20 protein-coding genes and 2 rRNA genes are annotated in these 16,702 nt (G+C 32.4%); 4 read left to right on the forward strand and 18 right to left on the reverse strand.

The features are described from left to right. The coding region (locus ACKI3D_RS06675) for a hypothetical protein (protein WP_407393141.1) at nt 1-409 on the reverse strand (409 nt) is incomplete at its 3' end. Nucleotides 410-603: 194 nt separating this feature from the next. Between ACKI3D_RS06675 and ACKI3D_RS06680 the strand changes: the two genes are divergently transcribed. Continuing rightward, complete coding sequence (locus ACKI3D_RS06680) at nt 604-726, forward strand: hypothetical protein (RefSeq protein WP_330009846.1); 123 nt, start codon at nt 604-606, stop codon at nt 724-726. Between the two features lie 5 nt (nt 727-731). Here ACKI3D_RS06680 and ACKI3D_RS06685 read toward each other — a convergent pair whose 3' ends face one another. From ACKI3D_RS06685 to ACKI3D_RS06695, 3 genes are read right to left on the reverse strand one after another with little or no spacing between them, the layout of a single operon-like run. Continuing rightward, nucleotides 732-998 (reverse strand): transcriptional regulator, encoded by a 267-nt coding sequence (locus ACKI3D_RS06685; protein ID WP_330009847.1) that lies wholly within the window; start codon nt 996-998, stop codon nt 732-734. Between the two features lie 8 nt (nt 999-1,006). Further along, nucleotides 1,007-2,041, reverse strand: coding sequence for a collagen-like protein (locus tag ACKI3D_RS06690; RefSeq protein WP_407393144.1), 1,035 nt, complete (start codon nt 2,039-2,041; stop codon nt 1,007-1,009). A gap of 60 nt (nt 2,042-2,101) precedes the next feature. Further along, nucleotides 2,102-3,403, reverse strand: coding sequence for a hypothetical protein (locus tag ACKI3D_RS06695; protein WP_407393145.1), 1,302 nt, complete (start codon nt 3,401-3,403; stop codon nt 2,102-2,104). Nucleotides 3,404-3,749: 346 nt separating this feature from the next. On the opposite strand from ACKI3D_RS06695, the gene ACKI3D_RS06700 reads away from it, so the two are divergent. The 3 genes from ACKI3D_RS06700 (at nt 3,750) to ACKI3D_RS06710 (ending at nt 7,950) form a co-directional block, all read left to right on the forward strand. Beyond that, nucleotides 3,750-4,505 carry a DUF6414 family protein gene (locus ACKI3D_RS06700; protein ID WP_407393146.1) on the forward strand — a complete coding sequence of 252 codons (756 nt, stop codon included), beginning with the start codon at nt 3,750-3,752 and terminating at the stop codon, nt 4,503-4,505. Beyond that, nucleotides 4,498-5,583 (forward strand): AAA family ATPase, encoded by a 1,086-nt coding sequence (locus ACKI3D_RS06705; protein ID WP_407393147.1) that lies wholly within the window; start codon nt 4,498-4,500, stop codon nt 5,581-5,583. Before ACKI3D_RS06700 ends, ACKI3D_RS06705 begins: the two co-directional genes overlap by 8 nt. Before the next feature lie 99 nt (nt 5,584-5,682). After that, nucleotides 5,683-7,950, forward strand: coding sequence for a protein kinase domain-containing protein (locus ACKI3D_RS06710; RefSeq protein ID WP_407393148.1), 2,268 nt, complete (start codon nt 5,683-5,685; stop codon nt 7,948-7,950). Nucleotides 7,951-8,138: 188 nt separating this feature from the next. Here the strand turns inward: ACKI3D_RS06710 and ACKI3D_RS06715 are convergent, their stop codons facing one another. The 14 genes from ACKI3D_RS06715 to ACKI3D_RS06780 all read right to left on the reverse strand — a co-directional run. Beyond that, nucleotides 8,139-8,453: a hypothetical protein gene (locus tag ACKI3D_RS06715; RefSeq protein ID WP_407393149.1), complete on the reverse strand. Its 315-nt coding sequence runs from the start codon at nt 8,451-8,453 to the stop codon at nt 8,139-8,141. 372 nt (nt 8,454-8,825) lie between these two features. After that, a complete protein-coding gene (locus ACKI3D_RS06720) occupies nt 8,826-9,224 on the reverse strand; it encodes a hypothetical protein (RefSeq protein ID WP_407393150.1) in 399 nt (132 codons plus the stop codon). Beyond that, the gene (locus tag ACKI3D_RS06725) at nt 9,221-10,519 is read right to left on the reverse strand and encodes a hypothetical protein (protein WP_407393152.1); all 1,299 of its coding nucleotides are present in this window, start codon (nt 10,517-10,519) and stop codon (nt 9,221-9,223) included. The genes ACKI3D_RS06720 and ACKI3D_RS06725 overlap by 4 nt, the downstream gene beginning before the upstream one ends. A 13-nt stretch (nt 10,520-10,532) precedes the next feature. Further along, entirely contained in the window at nt 10,533-10,991 is a 459-nt protein-coding gene (locus ACKI3D_RS06730; protein WP_407393154.1) for a hypothetical protein, read from the reverse strand. Between the two features lie 68 nt (nt 10,992-11,059). Then, nucleotides 11,060-11,614, reverse strand: coding sequence for a hypothetical protein (locus ACKI3D_RS06735; RefSeq protein ID WP_298521085.1), 555 nt, complete (start codon nt 11,612-11,614; stop codon nt 11,060-11,062). A 34-nt stretch (nt 11,615-11,648) separates the two neighbouring features. After that, complete coding sequence (locus ACKI3D_RS06740) at nt 11,649-11,783, reverse strand: hypothetical protein (protein ID WP_295588924.1); 135 nt, start codon at nt 11,781-11,783, stop codon at nt 11,649-11,651. Then, the gene (locus ACKI3D_RS06745; RefSeq protein WP_407393156.1) at nt 11,776-12,000 is read right to left on the reverse strand and encodes a hypothetical protein; all 225 of its coding nucleotides are present in this window, start codon (nt 11,998-12,000) and stop codon (nt 11,776-11,778) included. Before ACKI3D_RS06745 ends, ACKI3D_RS06740 begins: the two co-directional genes overlap by 8 nt. A gap of 1 nt (nt 12,001) precedes the next feature. Continuing rightward, a complete protein-coding gene (locus ACKI3D_RS06750) occupies nt 12,002-12,154 on the reverse strand; it encodes a hypothetical protein (RefSeq protein WP_407393158.1) in 153 nt (50 codons plus the stop codon). A gap of 339 nt (nt 12,155-12,493) precedes the next feature. Continuing rightward, nucleotides 12,494-12,640 carry a hypothetical protein gene (locus ACKI3D_RS06755; RefSeq protein ID WP_407393160.1) on the reverse strand — a complete coding sequence of 49 codons (147 nt, stop codon included), beginning with the start codon at nt 12,638-12,640 and terminating at the stop codon, nt 12,494-12,496. A gap of 675 nt (nt 12,641-13,315) precedes the next feature. Continuing rightward, on the reverse strand, nt 13,316-14,440 hold the full coding sequence (locus ACKI3D_RS06760) for a tyrosine-type recombinase/integrase (RefSeq protein WP_407393161.1): 1,125 nt from the start codon (nt 14,438-14,440) through the stop codon (nt 13,316-13,318). Between the two features lie 303 nt (nt 14,441-14,743). Further along, nucleotides 14,744-15,217: a hypothetical protein gene (locus ACKI3D_RS06765; RefSeq protein ID WP_407393163.1), complete on the reverse strand. Its 474-nt coding sequence runs from the start codon at nt 15,215-15,217 to the stop codon at nt 14,744-14,746. A 95-nt stretch (nt 15,218-15,312) separates the two neighbouring features. Next, entirely contained in the window at nt 15,313-16,245 is a 933-nt protein-coding gene (locus tag ACKI3D_RS06770) for a transcription initiation factor IIB (RefSeq protein ID WP_407393164.1), read from the reverse strand. 182 nt (nt 16,246-16,427) lie between these two features. Then, nucleotides 16,428-16,545 (reverse strand): 5S ribosomal RNA (rrf, locus tag ACKI3D_RS06775). Nucleotides 16,546-16,575: 30 nt separating this feature from the next. Then, nucleotides 16,576-16,702 (reverse strand): 23S ribosomal RNA (locus ACKI3D_RS06780); the annotation flags it as partial.

A 16,702-nucleotide genomic window follows, 5' to 3' on the forward strand; every position in this document is an offset into this window, starting at 1 on the left:
ATGTATTTATTCTATGATTATATTTATCGAAAATATCTCCAGAAAATGCAATACCAATAATTTTCCAATTTTTAAGATTTTCTGAAGAAATATCTAACATATCATGCATAAAAAAAGAAAGATATTTTTTAATACCATCAACAGCATATTTTGTAGGCTGAGGATTTTTTTTATCTCCCACATGATATTTAACACTAGGTTTATTTTCAAGTAATATCAATAATTGATTATTATCATTACAATAAATTAGATCTGGTTCACCATGATAACCAGTATCTCGTTTACTAGCATGATTCAACACATTTTGAACATATTTATTTTCAGTGCTTTTAGATTCCCATTTTTTTGAAAATTCAAGGTTATTTTTAATAAAATCTATTAAATCAAGCTCATCCTCTATATGTCCCATAGTATCTCCAATTATAATAATCAATTATCAATAATAATTATATTTTATTTAATAAATAAATCTTTTGTAACATGTTAATTTTATATGATACTAATTAAGATACATGAAACAATTAATGCTCTTGCACAAGACCCTCAACTTAATATTACAGAAATAGATGATTATACCTTGACATCATTATTGAAGGAGATTTAATGCCTGCCTTTGATAAGCTTGGTGATATTCAAAAACTAGATGATATTTGTTCTGATGAATATGCTCTTAAAACTGTTTATGGTGATGGGCAAGACGCAAGATTTATTTTAAAAAAGAATTAAATATGTTATTCTAAATTTTTAACAACTTGCTCACCTTTATCTGTATGCCTATACAATCTACCTTTTCTAACTTCAGGATTAATACATTCAACTAATTCATGAGCTTTTAATTCAGATAATACTTTTGAAATATGATTTGGCATAATATTTGAATCTTTAGCTATTTGAGTTGGAATCTTTACATCTCCATCTAAGGATTTCATTACTTTTGTTCTGTAACTTGAAATTTGCACATAGCTAATCTCATTTAACATTTCATCAGACAGTTTCATATTATCACTTATGAACTTCTTACAAAATAAATTGTATCACTGTCATAGCTACTTAGCGCATCATAAGCTGATTGAGTCATAAACCTAAACTTACCGAAGACACCGTATTCAACACCCATATAGACTGGCCCTGTTGATTTTGCCAGATACATCTGTATACCTCCCGAATGCTTTAATGGTATCACTGAATATGGATCAAGTGATTCTGTCTTCCAGGAAGTTCCATCATACTCTTTTATGGCCATTACTGAACTTGTGATAATAGCTACACGATATCCTGCACTAATACCTGTCGGCAAGGTTGTTGTTGTTAGTATCTGATCGACTGGCAGTTTCCATCCAGCTTCCTCATCACTACCTTCCCCCGTATCTCCTTTTGACCCTGTTGCACCTGTGTCTCCTTTTATGTTTCCTACATTATCCCAAGCGTTTCCATTCCAAACATAAAGGGAACCGTTTACAATATAGCTATCGCCAGGATTGCCTGTCGGATGAGCAGTTATCAGTTCCTGGTAAGTGTTATACGAACCTTTAATAGTAACACTAGTACCGCTAGCTCCAGTCGCCCCAGTCGGCCCGGCCGGTCCAGTATCTCCAGTAGTTTTTGTGTTTTCAGTATCTCCTTTAGGTCCAGTGTCTCCTTTCTCGCCAGTTTCTCCAGTCTCACCGGTTATTTCAGAATTCAATAAAGTTATTTTTCTTGGGTTTTTGGTTACGCCAACATCTATTAAGTTCATAGTATCAATTCCAAATGAATCTCCATTATCTTTCAGTAAAACATCAACTTTTGGTGACAGTCCTTTTCCTTTCATGTCCAGTTCATCCGGAAGGTCTATGAATAGCTTTCCCTTATCCTCTTCAAAAACTATGTTGTTTCCGATGCCTATATAAACCCTATCGTGCTCGGAAGTTAAAGGAATTCCTCCACGATAATTTTCAGCTATCTGCTTTAGATCTTCAGCTGTCCATTTCACAGGTTTGTCAAGTCTATCATCTAGGTCAGAGTAGTCATATGATCCGACTTCAAAAAGTTCATGTTTCATATTATCACTTTATTATATTATTTATTATATATTTTATTATTTATTTTATATAAACTTTTATTATATTTCATTTCCGCTCTCAGATGAAATTCTCTCACCGACAGGCTGTTCCTCTTCAAAGTTTGTGAGATAGTTCTTATAGATTTCATCGCCATTGGCTGAAAGTTTCATAATATATCTTATCACATCATCTCTTGAATAACTGAAGTAAATGTTTAATGATTCTTCAATACCCATCAGTTCCAACTGCATCTTTAAAAGTTGATTACAGTATTTTAAAACCCATTTCTGGTCATTGGCCACATTAACAATAAATCCTGTAATGGCTGAATCGTTAATGTATTCAGCAACGTTCTGATTTGACCTTTCATTACCTGCCTGAGACTGAGGAGTTACAAAAGTTCTTAAGATATTGTTTCTGAAGATTTCAGTCTGTCTGGTATAGTCTGACTGGTAGTTGTTACCACCTAAGATTTTGGATTCAATTCCTGGAGGCACAATAGCTACATTACTGTTAGCAGTTGTCCCATAATCAGCATATAAATTTTCCTTTGCTGTAGAAGAAAGTTCCATAATGTAAGGACGGCCGTTATCATCAATTGATGGTTTGACCTCAATGATATTGTCCTTATTGATTCTCTCAACCTGATTTCTTTCAAGATTGCATTTATGATAAATGTCATCAAGACAGTTCAGGATAATACTCTGGGCTTCTGAGTATATTTCATTATACATGAAGTTAATGACCTGTTCCGGCTCGTATTTGACCGTTAATGTTCCCGCTTCAACACTGATGAAGTTGTTGAAATCCTCCGGAGATCCGTTGACAACATCCTTAGGCATTTCATGCAAGTATAGCTGCACTTCATTGTCATCGTTGAATTCCTTTTTAAGTCCATATCCATGTGCACCTATTTCCAGAAATATCGGTTTTATATATTTTCCTATTGATTTGTCCCATCTTTCAACTGGTTTGATTAGGCCTTCACCATCAACCATTCCTCCCTGCAGGATTTCCTTGGCCACTTGTCTGATGTCGATTTTTCTGGCCCAAAGGATTAATGTAAGTTTTTGCTCTTGGGAAAGCTTGTTTTCTTTGTCCACCAATACCATATTAACATTAGCTTTATCAATTCTGTTTTTCAAAATTCCTGAAGTGTAACCGTCAAGTTTGACAGCATATCTGGCATTAGCTATTGTCTTGTTGATTACTGGAGGAAGAGCATCCAGCAAATCAAGGCCAGTATTGATCCCATCAACCCTAGGTTGTCTTTCACTTTCACCCCAATAGCTGCGCTTGGTGTTGTACTGCTCTACACGGTTGTTCAGTAATCTGGTTTTAATGTAATCTGTAATTCCCATAGCATCATTTCCAACATATTTTTTTATTATATTATTTATTATTTTATTTATATAAATTAGATAATAAATATTGTCATGTGCCATATACAAAAATTAATATAGTTCGTACTTACTCGAACAATAATTATACAAGTATTAATAAATATTAATAACAAGAAAGAATTAAGATGGCAACAACCAACCATTATAAAATGTAAATGCAATACCTACTGCATTAATAGAATTTATACGAAAATTTTTTTAAGAACTGCAAAATGATTTACTAAATTAAGACATTTAAGCATGTAAAAATTGGAATAACACTTATTCAATTTAAAAATTATTGAAATACTCCAGTGGTGTAACTATGAGCAAAGATGAGAAAACCAAATCCAAGGTTATAAAGATTATTTATTTTGATGAAATTTCAGCAACAGATTATTTAATTATTAAAAATGGCGGAATATTAGATGAAATGAATAAAGAGTTAAGTGAAGATAAAAAAATTAAAGAATTATCACTTAAAGGTAAATTATGGGCCAAATTACCATTTTTAATTGGGACAGCCAAAGCTGAAGGTAATTTAAGTTATGGTGATTCGGATACCACAATTATTCAAAAAACTATTACCAGCTCATTATTGAGCGATTTTATTGAAGAATTAAATGAAGATGAAATCAAAGAATTTAAAAATTACACAGTGAGCGCCTATCCTAATTCTTTTGCATTTTTTAAGATGTTTACTCCATTTTTAAAGATATTCTCCGATAATCTATCAGATGATATGAATATACCCATCAACATTTCTTCAATGGACAATGTATTTGAAGATGGAAAAGGACATTATGAGATGATTGCAGAAGATGGTAAAGACAAAGTTGTTTTAAGATTCAATATTAATTCTTTTAGAAATAATTATACTCTTTCTGATTTAACTAAAATGGATTTAACATACTATGGTGTTCTCGTAGGTGAAACTGAAGAATATTTATTAGATATATCCAATGAATTAAATCCTAGTGATGATATACCTAACAATATTAAAGAATTAGAAAATAAAAACACTAATAAGACTAAACTTAAAGTTTATGATGTAATCTTGGCAGGGATTATCAATGGTTGATATAAAAATTTTCTTCGGTCCTAAAAAAGCTTTTGAAGAGTTTGTTCCTTCAGGAGATATTTTGCTATTAAGTGACCTTGTTAAAATTGCTGATGGTAAAATAACTAGATATTATGATTCTTATGATTTTCTAGTAGGATATTCTGAAAACTATTCTGGAATAAGCGAAAGTGCTATACAAAATTTTGATATGCTTTTGAAAACAGTAGAGTTTGACGAAATTTATCTTCAAAACCCTCCTGAAAATATTAAACGGTTGATAAAGAATACTTATGATGATGTAACAATTGAAGTTTATGATTATCCTAAATTAACCTCAGAAAAGTTTTTGAAAATTAACGCTGAGTTCAATCAGAGAATAATTGGTCAGAATCATGTTAAAGATGAATTATTAATTTCATTATATGATTTACTTAAAGGATATAATGATGATAAACCTATTTGTTTACTTTTTTATGGACCATCCGGTGTTGGTAAAACTGAAACTGCAAAATTTTTATCTGAAGTTATAGGAGAAGAATTATTTAGAAAGCAATTTTCTATGTTTCAAAATAATAAATTTTCTGAATACCTTTTTGGTGGTGCCCATATGCAAGCATCTTTTTCAAGAGATTTACTTGAACGTGAATCTAACATAATCTTATTGGACGAATTTGATAAAGCCGCTAATGTTTTTCATGATGCTTTTTATCAATTATTTGATGAGGGTATATTTGAGGATTCAAATTATAAAGTTTCCTTAAAAAATTCGATAATTATTTGCACTTCAAATTATCTTAACATAAACGCTATTAGGAAGAATATAGGCGACCCTTTATTTTTTAGATTTGATAAAATAATTGAATTTAAAAAATTAAATAAAGAAGCTATTGAAAAAATTCTCGTAAATAAAGTTAACAGAAAATATGGCTTGTTAACTGATGAAGATCAAAATTTAATTGATAAAGAAGAAATAATTAACTATTTTAAAAAATATTCAGACGATTTAGTTAACACTAGACAAATATCTAAATTCGTTGATGAAAAAATAAATATGCATTTAGTTAAACATTATCTTAATGAAAATTCTGATGAATAATGAAAATCAATCATATTTAAATCAATTAAAGAATAATTGTTGCGTAAAAAGAAAATAGACTATTATTATATAAATAGATATAGTTTAAAGGAAGATATAATGATTAGAAATATTAAAATTGGGGATGTATTAGGTGAAATGTTTGAAGTAGTTAGGATTTTTGGAGGGAACGAACAAATTAACGAAAATGATGAATCTGGTTTAGGCGTAGTTTATTTAGTTCGAAATATTGAAACTGATGAATGCCATGCTTTAAAAACATTTCAAGACAGATTTATTTATGAAGAAAACACTTTTGACGAGTTCAAATTAGAATCACTCGAATGGATTAAACTAAAACCCCATCCAAATATTGTTACAGCAATAATTGCTACAATTATTGACGCAAGACCTTTTCTAATTTTAGAACCAATAGTTCCAGTCAATGGAAAACAAACTTTAAAACATTATTTACATGATCCCTTAAATTTAAAACAGATTTTAGATTGGTCTATACAGTTTTGTCATGGAATGGAATTTATAAATGATTCTGGAATTAAAGTTCATGGAGATATTAAACCAGACAATATTCTGATTTTTTTCAATAGAGTTAAAATATCCGACTTTGGCCTTTTAGAACTGTTTGAATCAACTGATGAAAACCTTGTTAATCAGTATTATGCTAATAATGCATGTGGAACTTTAGAATATATGGCGCCGGAAGTTTTTAAAGGCAAACGAAGTGTAGAATCAGACATCTATAGTTTTGGTGTTGTTTTATACCAATTAGTTAATAATGGAATTAAACCTTTTGTTAATAATGGCTCAAAAGATTGGTTTGATATTCACCAAAATACTATTGTTCCAAAATTAGATTCTGAGTTAAATAACATTATTCACAAATGTCTGGAAAAAACTCCCAATAATAGATATCATTCATTTAAAGAATTAAGAGAGGATTTAGAGAAAATTTTTAACGAAAAATTTGATAATTTATATAATCCTGATTTAGTCGATATTGGTGATGATACTCATTATGCAATGTTAGGACATTCATATTGTGAATATGGTGAATTAGATTTATTTGAAAAATCATATGAAAAAGCTTTAAAAACTAATGATAATAATGCTAGAGCCATGTATGCATCTGATTTGATGAACTTGGGCGAATTTAAAAAAGCTAAGGACAATTATGAAATTGTTGTTAAAAATTTATCTGAAAGTGAAAACGAAATTATTAATAAAGATCATTTATTTTTTAATCTAGGTCATGCATATCATTCATTAAATCGAATTTTTGATGCAATGGATTATTATGAGAAAACATTAATTGAAAATAAAGATTTTGTAAAAGCAAAAGTGAATTTAGGTAATTGTTATAGATTATTAGGAGACTATGAAAATAGTTGCAAATATTATGATGAAGTGTTGGAAATTTTTCCTAACTTTTATGAAGCATTATATAATAAAGCATTATTACTATGTGAGTACTATGAATTTGATGAAGCAGAATCATTATTTTCAAAAATTGATCCAGAAAAAGATGATGGACAACGATTTCTTGATAAATCTCTGATATTTTCAGAATTTGATAAAATGAAATCCCTGTTGGAATTATCTAAATATTTAGTAAAACATGATGATATTTACTCAAAATATTTATTATTGGATTTGCATTTAGCAATGGATAAATTTGATTTAGCAAAAGATGTTTATGATGATTTAATGTCCCTTTCAGATAATAAGAACGATATAAGAATATTAACTTCTCCTTGCTTTTATAAACGTGGCCATGAGGAATTTGCATTGAATATTCTTGAAGAATTGAGAGTATCAGGATCTAAAAAATGTAAATATGAATCATATCTTTTAAAAGCAAATCTAATTCGTGACGATGATATTCACCATACTAATCGTCTTCTCAATCATGTAATTAAAAAATCATCTTCAAATCGGCAAAAAACAGAAGCATATAATCTTAAATTTGCATTTAACGAAAGAAAACATATCATAGATATTCATCATGCACTGAAATTGAGTCCTCATTACAGATATGCTCATTTGAATTATATTAAATATTATGTTGATAACGAGGATTGGGATAAAGCATTAAGAAGAATAGAATATAGCTCTAAAATATTTAAAAATGATGCTGAAATTTATTTTCTGCATGGACAAGTTTGTTGGCATCTGAACAAGTTTGAAGAAGCAAAACATTTATTTGAATTATCTTTAAAATATGGTAAAATTGATATAATGGTTTATTTTTCCATAAGAGATTGTTATATTAAATTAGATAAAGAAAATAAAGCCATGGAATATGAAGTTTACGGTACCATGTTAGATAAGTATTCGGAATATGTTAATTTCTATAAGTTTGGTTGTTGAATTAATCATGTAAAAATTATTTAATACTTGCAACATTTAATAATCAAATAATATTGTTTTGGTTAAATTGTATCAATTAGATTATTCTCTTCTTTAAGAGATCCAAGCAATAATAGTGATTTTTAATCATACAAATTAACATTTACATATCAGGTTTTTCTATATCATAACTCAAACTGATTTATTATTTAACTCCTTAATAATTCTCTCCTGCCTAGCCAGATTAACTGGCGCTGCCTTTTTCTCAACTCCTTATATTGCCAATACATCTGTGATGTGACGTATCCATGTTGCCTTCTAAACTCATCTATCCGGACAATCCCTGCTTGCACAATAGCTGCTTCGCCTTCATGCCAGCAGTAGTATGGATGATGGCAGGAAACATCATGTTTTGAAGCCAATCCTGTTTTGCAGTTGTTGCAGTAATCTACAAACCACATCTCTTCTTCCATTTCTCTTTTTTCTTTTTTGGCTTCAATTATCTGTTGTTTTATAGATTTCATAAAAATCAATTTTTATAAAAACCTTAAAAACCATAAAAACTATTGAGAACTTTTGGGATGGTTTTTTTAAAAACTCTTTGAAAATCTTTAAATCAAATAATAATGATTCTCCTTAGTTTTCACAAAAATGAAATTTTAAAAAACCATATTTTTCCAGAGTATGCGGGGACACTTGTTAAACTTGCCCCCACTTATCCTCAAAACCTTAATTTTTTAATAAAAACCACATTACCAAAACCAACATAAAATCCTTCAATTATCCTAAAAACAACTGTAAGCAATTTTTTATAAAAACTTTTTAAAAAGTTTTTTAAAGTTTACATGGTTTTTATAGTTTTTTAGTTTTTATGGTTTTCATGGTTTTTTCAGTTTTTATAGTTTTTTATCTATCCATGTTGGTTTTTTAACCGTTGAATCAAAGTTCATAATACTTAACCCCTCAACAAATTTATCTTCCTTCATAATGTCTACAACCCATTCACCAATCTCATAGCAGATGTTTTCATATGTTGAATCGTCAATATGCTTTAAGTCATAGTTTATGGATTCAACTTCACTTTTGGCCAAATCATATACATTGGATCTGCCGACATGATCAGTAATCTGTAGAAATCCCTTGTCTGCCAGTTCATACATGTATTTTCTTGCTGATGCCTTGCTCAGTCCGAGGCTCTGAAGTGAGAAGTAATCGTTGGTTGTGATTCCCATATCCAGCACTTCCCTATCCTTGCTCCTTCTCCACTCATCAATATTGTTTCTGATATCGTTCAAAACCTCAACAGCTTTCGAGCAAGGTTGGCTGATATACTTTCCTTGTATGGCTTAAGCAGGCTCATAAACAGCTGCACATCTGCAATATTTGTCAATATCACCTTCTTTCCGCCAATGTCATAGACTTCATGGTTGTAATAGTTCAAGGCCGTTATTGTTTTTAAAAGTCCATTGAACTTGTCAAAATCCCTTTTATAGAAAGAAGAGTTTTTAAGGAAGTTTATGAGAAAATATACATATGGATTAATCACCACAATATCTTCAAAGACTTCTTTAAGGTGCAGCAGCATGTATGGCACTAGCTCAGCTTCCCTTTCATATTGCTTTAGAATCTTGTAGCTTCGTCCATGCTTGAATTCCAGTGCACTGTTTCTTTGATTGAATATCTTTTGGTTATCCATTCTTGGAGTGATAAAGATACTTCTGCTCATTTCCTGGTCATCAAAATAATGGTTAGGCACTGTAGTGTATGTAAGACAGGGCCTGCCGACAAGCTCCAAATCTTTTACATCCCATCCCCCTTCACCATCGGAAATGTTTAAAGGCTTGTTTAGAAAGCCGTCGGATTGGAGTTCCTTCATTAGGTTTTTAGACTCTTCCATGAATTCATGGTCGTTGCTTCCACCCATATCACCATAGTTAACGATTTTACCGTCATAGAAATATTTGTCCTTTTTGGCACGGTTGAAGAGTGCCGCTTCAGTGATTTTCTTTTCATTGACAACAAATCTTTTAGGAATCAGTTTCAGTGCGGTTTCCTGGATGTGGGATTTGCCGCTGCTTGCCTCACCCAGACATATTACTGATACCGGATTTTGCAAAATGACTTGACCTGCATATACAGTAAATGCATAAAGGATATTGTTGCGTTCACCTGCTGTAAACCATTCAACAATGCTTCCAATATAAATCAATGGACAGTCCAGCGATTGCAGTTTAGTGATAGCTTCCTTTAATTTTGAGGTATCTTTTTGCTGTTCGGCCTGCTTTTTGTCAGCTATTTCCTGCTCAATTACAGATAGTTCATTTTCATAGTTAAGCTGCAATAGCTGTTTTAGTTCACTGAACTGGTTGTTGACCTGTCTGGGTTTGAGGTCACCTTTAGGATTTACGATTTGTTTGAACTGCCTTGCGACATTACTTTGGGAAGATAATGTAGCTGGAGATTTATTAGTATACTCCCCAATTTTATTACCGTACCTATTTTTAAATACATATGTAACCTTATCCACATTCTTTCTGTTGATGATTAGGGTTATTGTATCCTTTGTCGGTAATTCAGCTACATTACTCATGTTTATACTCCATTTACTTTACTTGGACATCACGTACAATGAAACTGTAATAGATGTAGCTTCCGGATTTCTCTTTAACCTGTATGGTCATTTCATCTAAGCTATTGACGAATTCACGGTATTCAGCAAGGTTGACGTTTCTAAGGATATTAGATCTGCCTACTGAACCTGCATTTTCCAATTCTAAGATAGATGTTATGAAGTCAAAGAGCACACTTCCTTTTCTGATGTTTTTGTGAAGGTCGCCGTCATTTTTGAGATTCACATTTATTTCAACGTATAGTTTTTCGCTGTCTTTGAAAATGAATAACTTGAAACGGTTTACAGTTTTTTCCTCACCTCCATCATCGAAAGTGTATGATGTGACTGATGACATTTCAGGCCTGCCGGTTATTAAAGTGCCATCTTCAAAGTCCCTTAGTTCGGCTTTTTCATATCCGTCTGGTATTTCAACTATTTCTTCAAAGTCCAATTCTGTTCAGGTAAATATGGTTTGTTTTGTGTTTTCAAAACTCATTTTAATTCTCTCCTAAAAAATTTTTAAGAGGAGTTATCCTCTTTTAGAAATTTTGATTGAGTTACAATCTTTTCTGCTGTCATCTCTTCTGCTGATGTTTCACCTGCACCTATCAGTTCAGCTATTGCACGATTGGTTGCACGTGTCTTTGCAGTTGACATTATTGTGTGGTCTGACACTTTGTCTTTTCCTTTCTCAGACCTAGAGCATAGTGCATCTGATTCTACACTTCTGCCGTTAGGCAAGGTTGCACGAACGCAGTAGTATGCTTCTCTGATTCTGCCCATTTTGGTTCTCTCCAAATCACGGTCAATGATTTCAGTATCAACATTGAATGCGCGGGATAGCTTTTGCCATGCTGACTTTTTCTTGAAGTGTCTTTTCACTTTAACGTAGTTTCCGTCTTCGTCTTTTTCCTTGACTATGATTTCCTGATAGTCACTGTCATTGAGTAACCCTTTGCAGAGTTTTTGATAAGCGTCCCACTGTTCAATAGCTACACCAACATCCGGGATATTATCAGCAGCAGCGACAATTTCACTCACTTGTGGTTCTTCTATTAGTTCTGCTTTTACCATTTTTTATCACCTTGAAAAATTTGGGAGGATTGATTTATAATCCTCCTGTACTTGTTGCTATTCCAATCCAGCCGATAGCCACGGCAAATAACATGCTTCCAATAAAAATCATTTTTGGATTGGGATCCATCGGTTCTTCTTTTGGATATAATCGTGCTGGTTTAGGCATACTGACCAACTCTCCTGATGCAGACCTCAATAATAAAATTCAAGTTAATTATTGTAGTTCTGCCATCGTTTTTGTGAATAACAACTGTTTTACTGTCCGGGAAATTCAATTCATCTGATTTCATTACCGCACAATAGGGATTTTCATTTGCAGATACGAATGCAATGAAATGTCCTTCATCCAAATCCTTTTGCATTTCAAGAATTGTATTTTCCATGTCAGTCACTCCTGTTTTTCCTGAATCCGACAATATATGCTTCTCCTCTTATGAACTTGATGAATCCTGTATCTCCAGCTGTTGCATAATGAATCAATGGCAATAGCTTGGAGTGTATTGCTGTTTGGTATGCCTTTTTTCCACCGTCCACCAATACGATACCGTCGTCATCGATATAGAGGATTTCCTGTTCGACATCACCTTTGGCAATTTTGACCTCACCACTGTGAGTTAAAATGCCGCAGAAATTGTCTTCAAATTGATTAATTGAGGTTGTAATAATTAATCAACCTCAATTAATGCAATAGGTGAATAACCATTCATTTGAATTCACCCAAGTTTTCAATTCTATCAAAGACCAACCATATTCTAGCCCAGATGTCTTTTGGGACTAAAACATGGGTTTCTCCATTTACTTCTTGTTCCAACATTATTTTTAGACTCCCGATTTTATCTTAAATTTTTAGTTCGTCTTAACGTGTTTAATCAAGTTTCATATCTTGATTCTGTATGACTCGAAGAATTCCCTTTCATTTCTGATGTTTTCTGTTTGTGAAATTTCGTCAATGGCTTCTTCAAGTGCCCTGAAATTATTGAAAATTATTATTTCGTTAGGCCGGGGTTTTATTACTTCACACATGTTTTTGTATCTCCCTTTTTGCCCATCATCTTGGATGGGACTATATGGTCTACAATCTAAAACACACAAGTGGCCAGAAGTCTTTGAAAATAAAAATAGTATGTTGGTAAAATCAATATCCAATTCTCAATCGCAATATTTAGAATAAAATAAGTTTTGCTTTATTTAATTTGAAAATCTTTATATATTCCTTAAAATAAACTAGATATTGGGTTAAGTTTTGAAAAGTATTAATTTTTAGCTTGTTTCGTCGCATGCATAATTATTTTTATTTTTCTACTTGCCCACTTGTATTATGCCTATTTTTTCATAATCTTTTTTCACTGTTTTTTTTTTGATATTTTACCTCCTTAAACTGGTTTTAAAGCCTTACTAAAAAAAAGTTGTACGAGAGTGGAAAATTGCTCCCACTTCGTAAAATTGCTCCCAGTTAGTAATGGCTAATACTAGTCTGTAATTTTGGCTATTTAAACATTTCTATTTGATAAAATATCAAAATTGTTTAATTATTACAATGTTATACTTGAAGATAAGGCATGTATTTTTCCAAAATTCTATAAACAATTTGACAAAAAAATATGATAAGAAATAGTAAAATGTATAAATCAAACTCATGATGAAACCATCATGTTGAAAAATTGTAGTTAAAAAAAATAAAAAAATGGAAAAGAACTTTTAAGTCTTATTTCTCAAAGCTCTTTTGATATAATCAACTTCACTCTTAAGACCATCCAGTTCAGCATTCAATTTTTGATTTTCACTCTCCATTGCCTGAAACTCCGGAGATTTGATGGATAACCTCTCAACATCAAGATTGATTGTGACTGCACCCATATGCTCAATATATTTTTCCCTTAAACGCAAAGGGTCTTCCATGAAATAGGAAGTTCTGGTCTGATCCTTTCCTCTGCCCTGAAGCTCATCGATTTCATCCATGCTCAAACCGTCATTATAAAGCTGGCTTGCATGAAACTTCCTCAGCATGTGGGAACGGAAGCGGTTGTAGGAACCTGCCTTTCCAAGGTTCAGCTTGTTGTTGATTTTGCCGAAAGTATTGTTCATGTGAGTGGAACTGATATTAAAAAGAGGAGTTGAATTTGTAAGTTCCCTCTCATCTATCACAAGATAGTGAATTATTTCTGCTGTGGACTCAGGACTTGAAAAAGTGGTATAGTACTTGTTGGTTTTCTGTCTTCTTAACCTCCAGGATGGAACCACATCATCACGGCCGTGCAACGCTTCAATAACATCATCTATATTGTCCTTGTGATGATACTCATAGGTAGCATCAATGAAATCCTGGATAGTGATGTTTAAAGTTTCCCTTTTCGCACATCCGCTGCTTGTCATAAACAGAATAATTGCTTTCATCAACGGATTGACCATCTTCAGGATATGCCTAAGCAATTCCTTGTCGGGCAAATCATTATAAGAAATAGGCATAGGCTTTTTGATATTTTTCTGATTTAACTTTGGCATCTTACCGATTTCAATATCAAAACCTTCTTCATATACGGTCATAACCCTACTGACATAATTTTTGACTGTAGTTCCAAGATGTCCTTTTTTCATCAGATGGTTTCTGAATCCAAGAAGTCTGGATCTCAATTTTGAGTGCTTCCATTTGATTTCTTCTCTTTCTTCCTCTTCGGCTTCTTTTAACAACTGGTAGAATGGTTTTTTATGGTATCTGGAATACAAACCAATGGCGGTGGCATAGCTGTCATATGTTACATCTTTAAGGCCTCTCTCATCACAAAAGCTTCTTAAAAGTTGCTCATCTTTTTCGTGCATATCCATATTTATTACTCCTATATAAAATGTCTTTTTGGTAAGAGCATTTGATAAGTAATAAATATTTTGATGAGTGTTGCCAGTATACTAACTCTCTTGAATCATCGCTAGATTACCCTTCGCTCCTCGAGCAACCCTCGAAACTGGCAGCCTATCCAATGCTGGGTTTCTTCTAATCATCGACAGCTAAAACTTTCCTCATAAAAGGACCGTAGGCATTGGTCAAAAAATGATACGACAATAATATTTTATAAAAAATAATATTTAATTATTATCCAAAAAAATTAAAAAAGAAAAAAACAAGTTAATCTAGTTAACTTGTATTGTATCAAAAATAGTCGCAGCAGGGTTGTCTTGAGAGTTTAAATCTGCATCAAAATCAGCATCATCGGTTGTAACGGTAACTACAAAATTGCCGTCCGCAGATAACATGACATAATTATAAACATATAATGTAGTTCCACCAGCTTCAGTAGAAAATGCTTGGAGTACAATGTCCATATCATTATAGTTCATATTCTCTTCTTGAAGAAGAGTTTTACCTTGATCAATGAATGTTTGTTTTGCTGCTTCTAAATCATCACTAACACCAGTAGCGAAAGAAATAGCATTGAATTCATCTTTTTGCATTGCGCAAGTTGTATCATCACTAGTTGCAATGGTATAACCATCAGGAATAGTGAAAGTATAAGGTTCGACTGTTGCATCTTCAGCAACTACTACTCCGACGCTAGCAATGAGAGCTAATATAATCAAAAGAATAATTACTTTATTGAATTTCATCAATTAACCTCCATATTTTGTAATACTATCTTTAAATCCTGATTCATAAATAATTTACTATCAATATTTTAAAGAAATGAAAGGTTAAAAAAAAATTATAAAGATGTACCTAAATCAAGTTCAGATAACTCTTTATATCTATTTCTGATTGTAACTTCAGTAACACCTGCAACACCAGCAACAACCTTCTGACTTTTTCTTTCCCCCAACAGCATAGAGGCAATATACAATGCTGCAGCAGCCACTCCAGTAGGGCCTTTTCCGGAATTGAAACCATTTTTCATGGATATATTTATTATATCAATTGCTTTAATCTGAACTTTATTGGATAAACCTAATCTGGTTGCAAATCTTGGGATATAATCAACAGGAGAAGTTGGCTTTAGTTTGATATTCAATTCTCTTGCTAAAAACCTATAGTTTTTCCCGATTTGTTTTTTAGGAACCTGAGACATTTCACTTATTTCCTCTAAAGTACGTGGAATATCACAACGTCTGCAGGCAGTATAAATAGAAGCCGCAACCATACTTTCAATACTTCTTCCACGAATCAGTTGTTTTTTAGTGGCCTGCCTATAAATAACTGAAGCATCCTCCCGAACAGGAGAACGTGGAAGGTCTAATTTTGAGGATACTCTATCAATCTCGCTTAAAGCATGCGCCAAATTTCTTTCACCTGCCCTAGAGACTCTAAGTCTTTTGTTCCATTTTCTTAAACGATACATCTGAGCTCTATTTCTTTCAGAAATCATACGGCCGTTACTGTCTTTATTTTTCCAGTCAATTGTTGTAGTTAACCCCTTATCTGAAATTGTATATGTTAATGGAGCCCCAACTCTTGTACGTTTGTCTCTCTGTTCATGGTCAAATGCCCTCCATTCAGGACCGTTATCAACTAGACTTTCATCTAAAACCAGACCGCAGAGGGCACATGAAATTTCAGCTCTCTGATTATCCACAATCCTTTCAGTGGAATTGCATAATGGGCATGGTTCAAGATCCCCATTTGAGAAAATATTAGATTGTATAAACTCTTTATTATGGTTAGTGGTTTTGGTTGCTATAGTATCATCCTCCTTAAGGATATAAAAAGCGTTCAACAAATCTAAAACTAATTAATAAAAAATAAAAAAGGCCTAATTAGTTATTGCGCAAATTTAATAAATGATAGTCATATAAAGGCATGGTTCGGTGGTATTATAATATAATGAGCTTGCAGCGAAATGAAATTCCCATAGAAAACCATAGTACACAAACAAAACACAAAAGGACTTCACTACTGGGATCGAAACGAGACCAGGTATAACCCCCATGCTATGACCGCAATACTTAATATACAAACCAATATGAAAATGATTAAAATTATGCAAGCGGACAATTGGAAGCAGCGGACTTAACAACTCGGAAAAAAACCACGAAGCTTACATCCCTACCCCATCAAACAAGTCTTCTACTCGCGTCCTAAGCAATCTATTTTCAGGGGAT

Origin of the sequence: Methanobrevibacter sp. (assembly GCF_045586545.1) — an archaeon.
Classification (GTDB): domain Archaea; phylum Methanobacteriota; class Methanobacteria; order Methanobacteriales; family Methanobacteriaceae; genus Methanocatella.

What these genes read in the sequence shown, in the direction of transcription:
- ACKI3D_RS06680 (WP_330009846.1), top strand. Translation starts at nt 604, where the DNA reads ATGCCTGCCTTTGATAAGCTTGGTGATATTCAAAAACTAGATGATATT.
- ACKI3D_RS06685 (WP_330009847.1), bottom strand. Translation starts at nt 998, where the DNA reads ATGAAACTGTCTGATGAAATGTTAAATGAGATTAGCTATGTGCAAATT.
- ACKI3D_RS06690 (WP_407393144.1), bottom strand. Translation starts at nt 2,041, where the DNA reads ATGAAACATGAACTTTTTGAAGTCGGATCATATGACTACTCTGACCTA.
- ACKI3D_RS06695 (WP_407393145.1), bottom strand. Translation starts at nt 3,403, where the DNA reads ATGGGAATTACAGATTACATTAAAACCAGATTACTGAACAACCGTGTA.
- ACKI3D_RS06700 (WP_407393146.1), top strand. Translation starts at nt 3,750, where the DNA reads ATGAGCAAAGATGAGAAAACCAAATCCAAGGTTATAAAGATTATTTAT.
- ACKI3D_RS06705 (WP_407393147.1), top strand. Translation starts at nt 4,498, where the DNA reads ATGGTTGATATAAAAATTTTCTTCGGTCCTAAAAAAGCTTTTGAAGAG.
- ACKI3D_RS06710 (WP_407393148.1), top strand. Translation starts at nt 5,683, where the DNA reads ATGATTAGAAATATTAAAATTGGGGATGTATTAGGTGAAATGTTTGAA.
- ACKI3D_RS06715 (WP_407393149.1), bottom strand. Translation starts at nt 8,453, where the DNA reads ATGAAATCTATAAAACAACAGATAATTGAAGCCAAAAAAGAAAAAAGA.
- ACKI3D_RS06725 (WP_407393152.1), bottom strand. Translation starts at nt 10,519, where the DNA reads ATGAGTAATGTAGCTGAATTACCGACAAAGGATACAATAACCCTAATC.
- ACKI3D_RS06735 (WP_298521085.1), bottom strand. Translation starts at nt 11,614, where the DNA reads ATGGTAAAAGCAGAACTAATAGAAGAACCACAAGTGAGTGAAATTGTC.
- ACKI3D_RS06740 (WP_295588924.1), bottom strand. Translation starts at nt 11,783, where the DNA reads ATGCCTAAACCAGCACGATTATATCCAAAAGAAGAACCGATGGATCCC.
- ACKI3D_RS06745 (WP_407393156.1), bottom strand. Translation starts at nt 12,000, where the DNA reads ATGGAAAATACAATTCTTGAAATGCAAAAGGATTTGGATGAAGGACAT.
- ACKI3D_RS06755 (WP_407393160.1), bottom strand. Translation starts at nt 12,640, where the DNA reads ATGTGTGAAGTAATAAAACCCCGGCCTAACGAAATAATAATTTTCAAT.
- ACKI3D_RS06760 (WP_407393161.1), bottom strand. Translation starts at nt 14,440, where the DNA reads ATGGATATGCACGAAAAAGATGAGCAACTTTTAAGAAGCTTTTGTGAT.
- ACKI3D_RS06765 (WP_407393163.1), bottom strand. Translation starts at nt 15,217, where the DNA reads ATGAAATTCAATAAAGTAATTATTCTTTTGATTATATTAGCTCTCATT.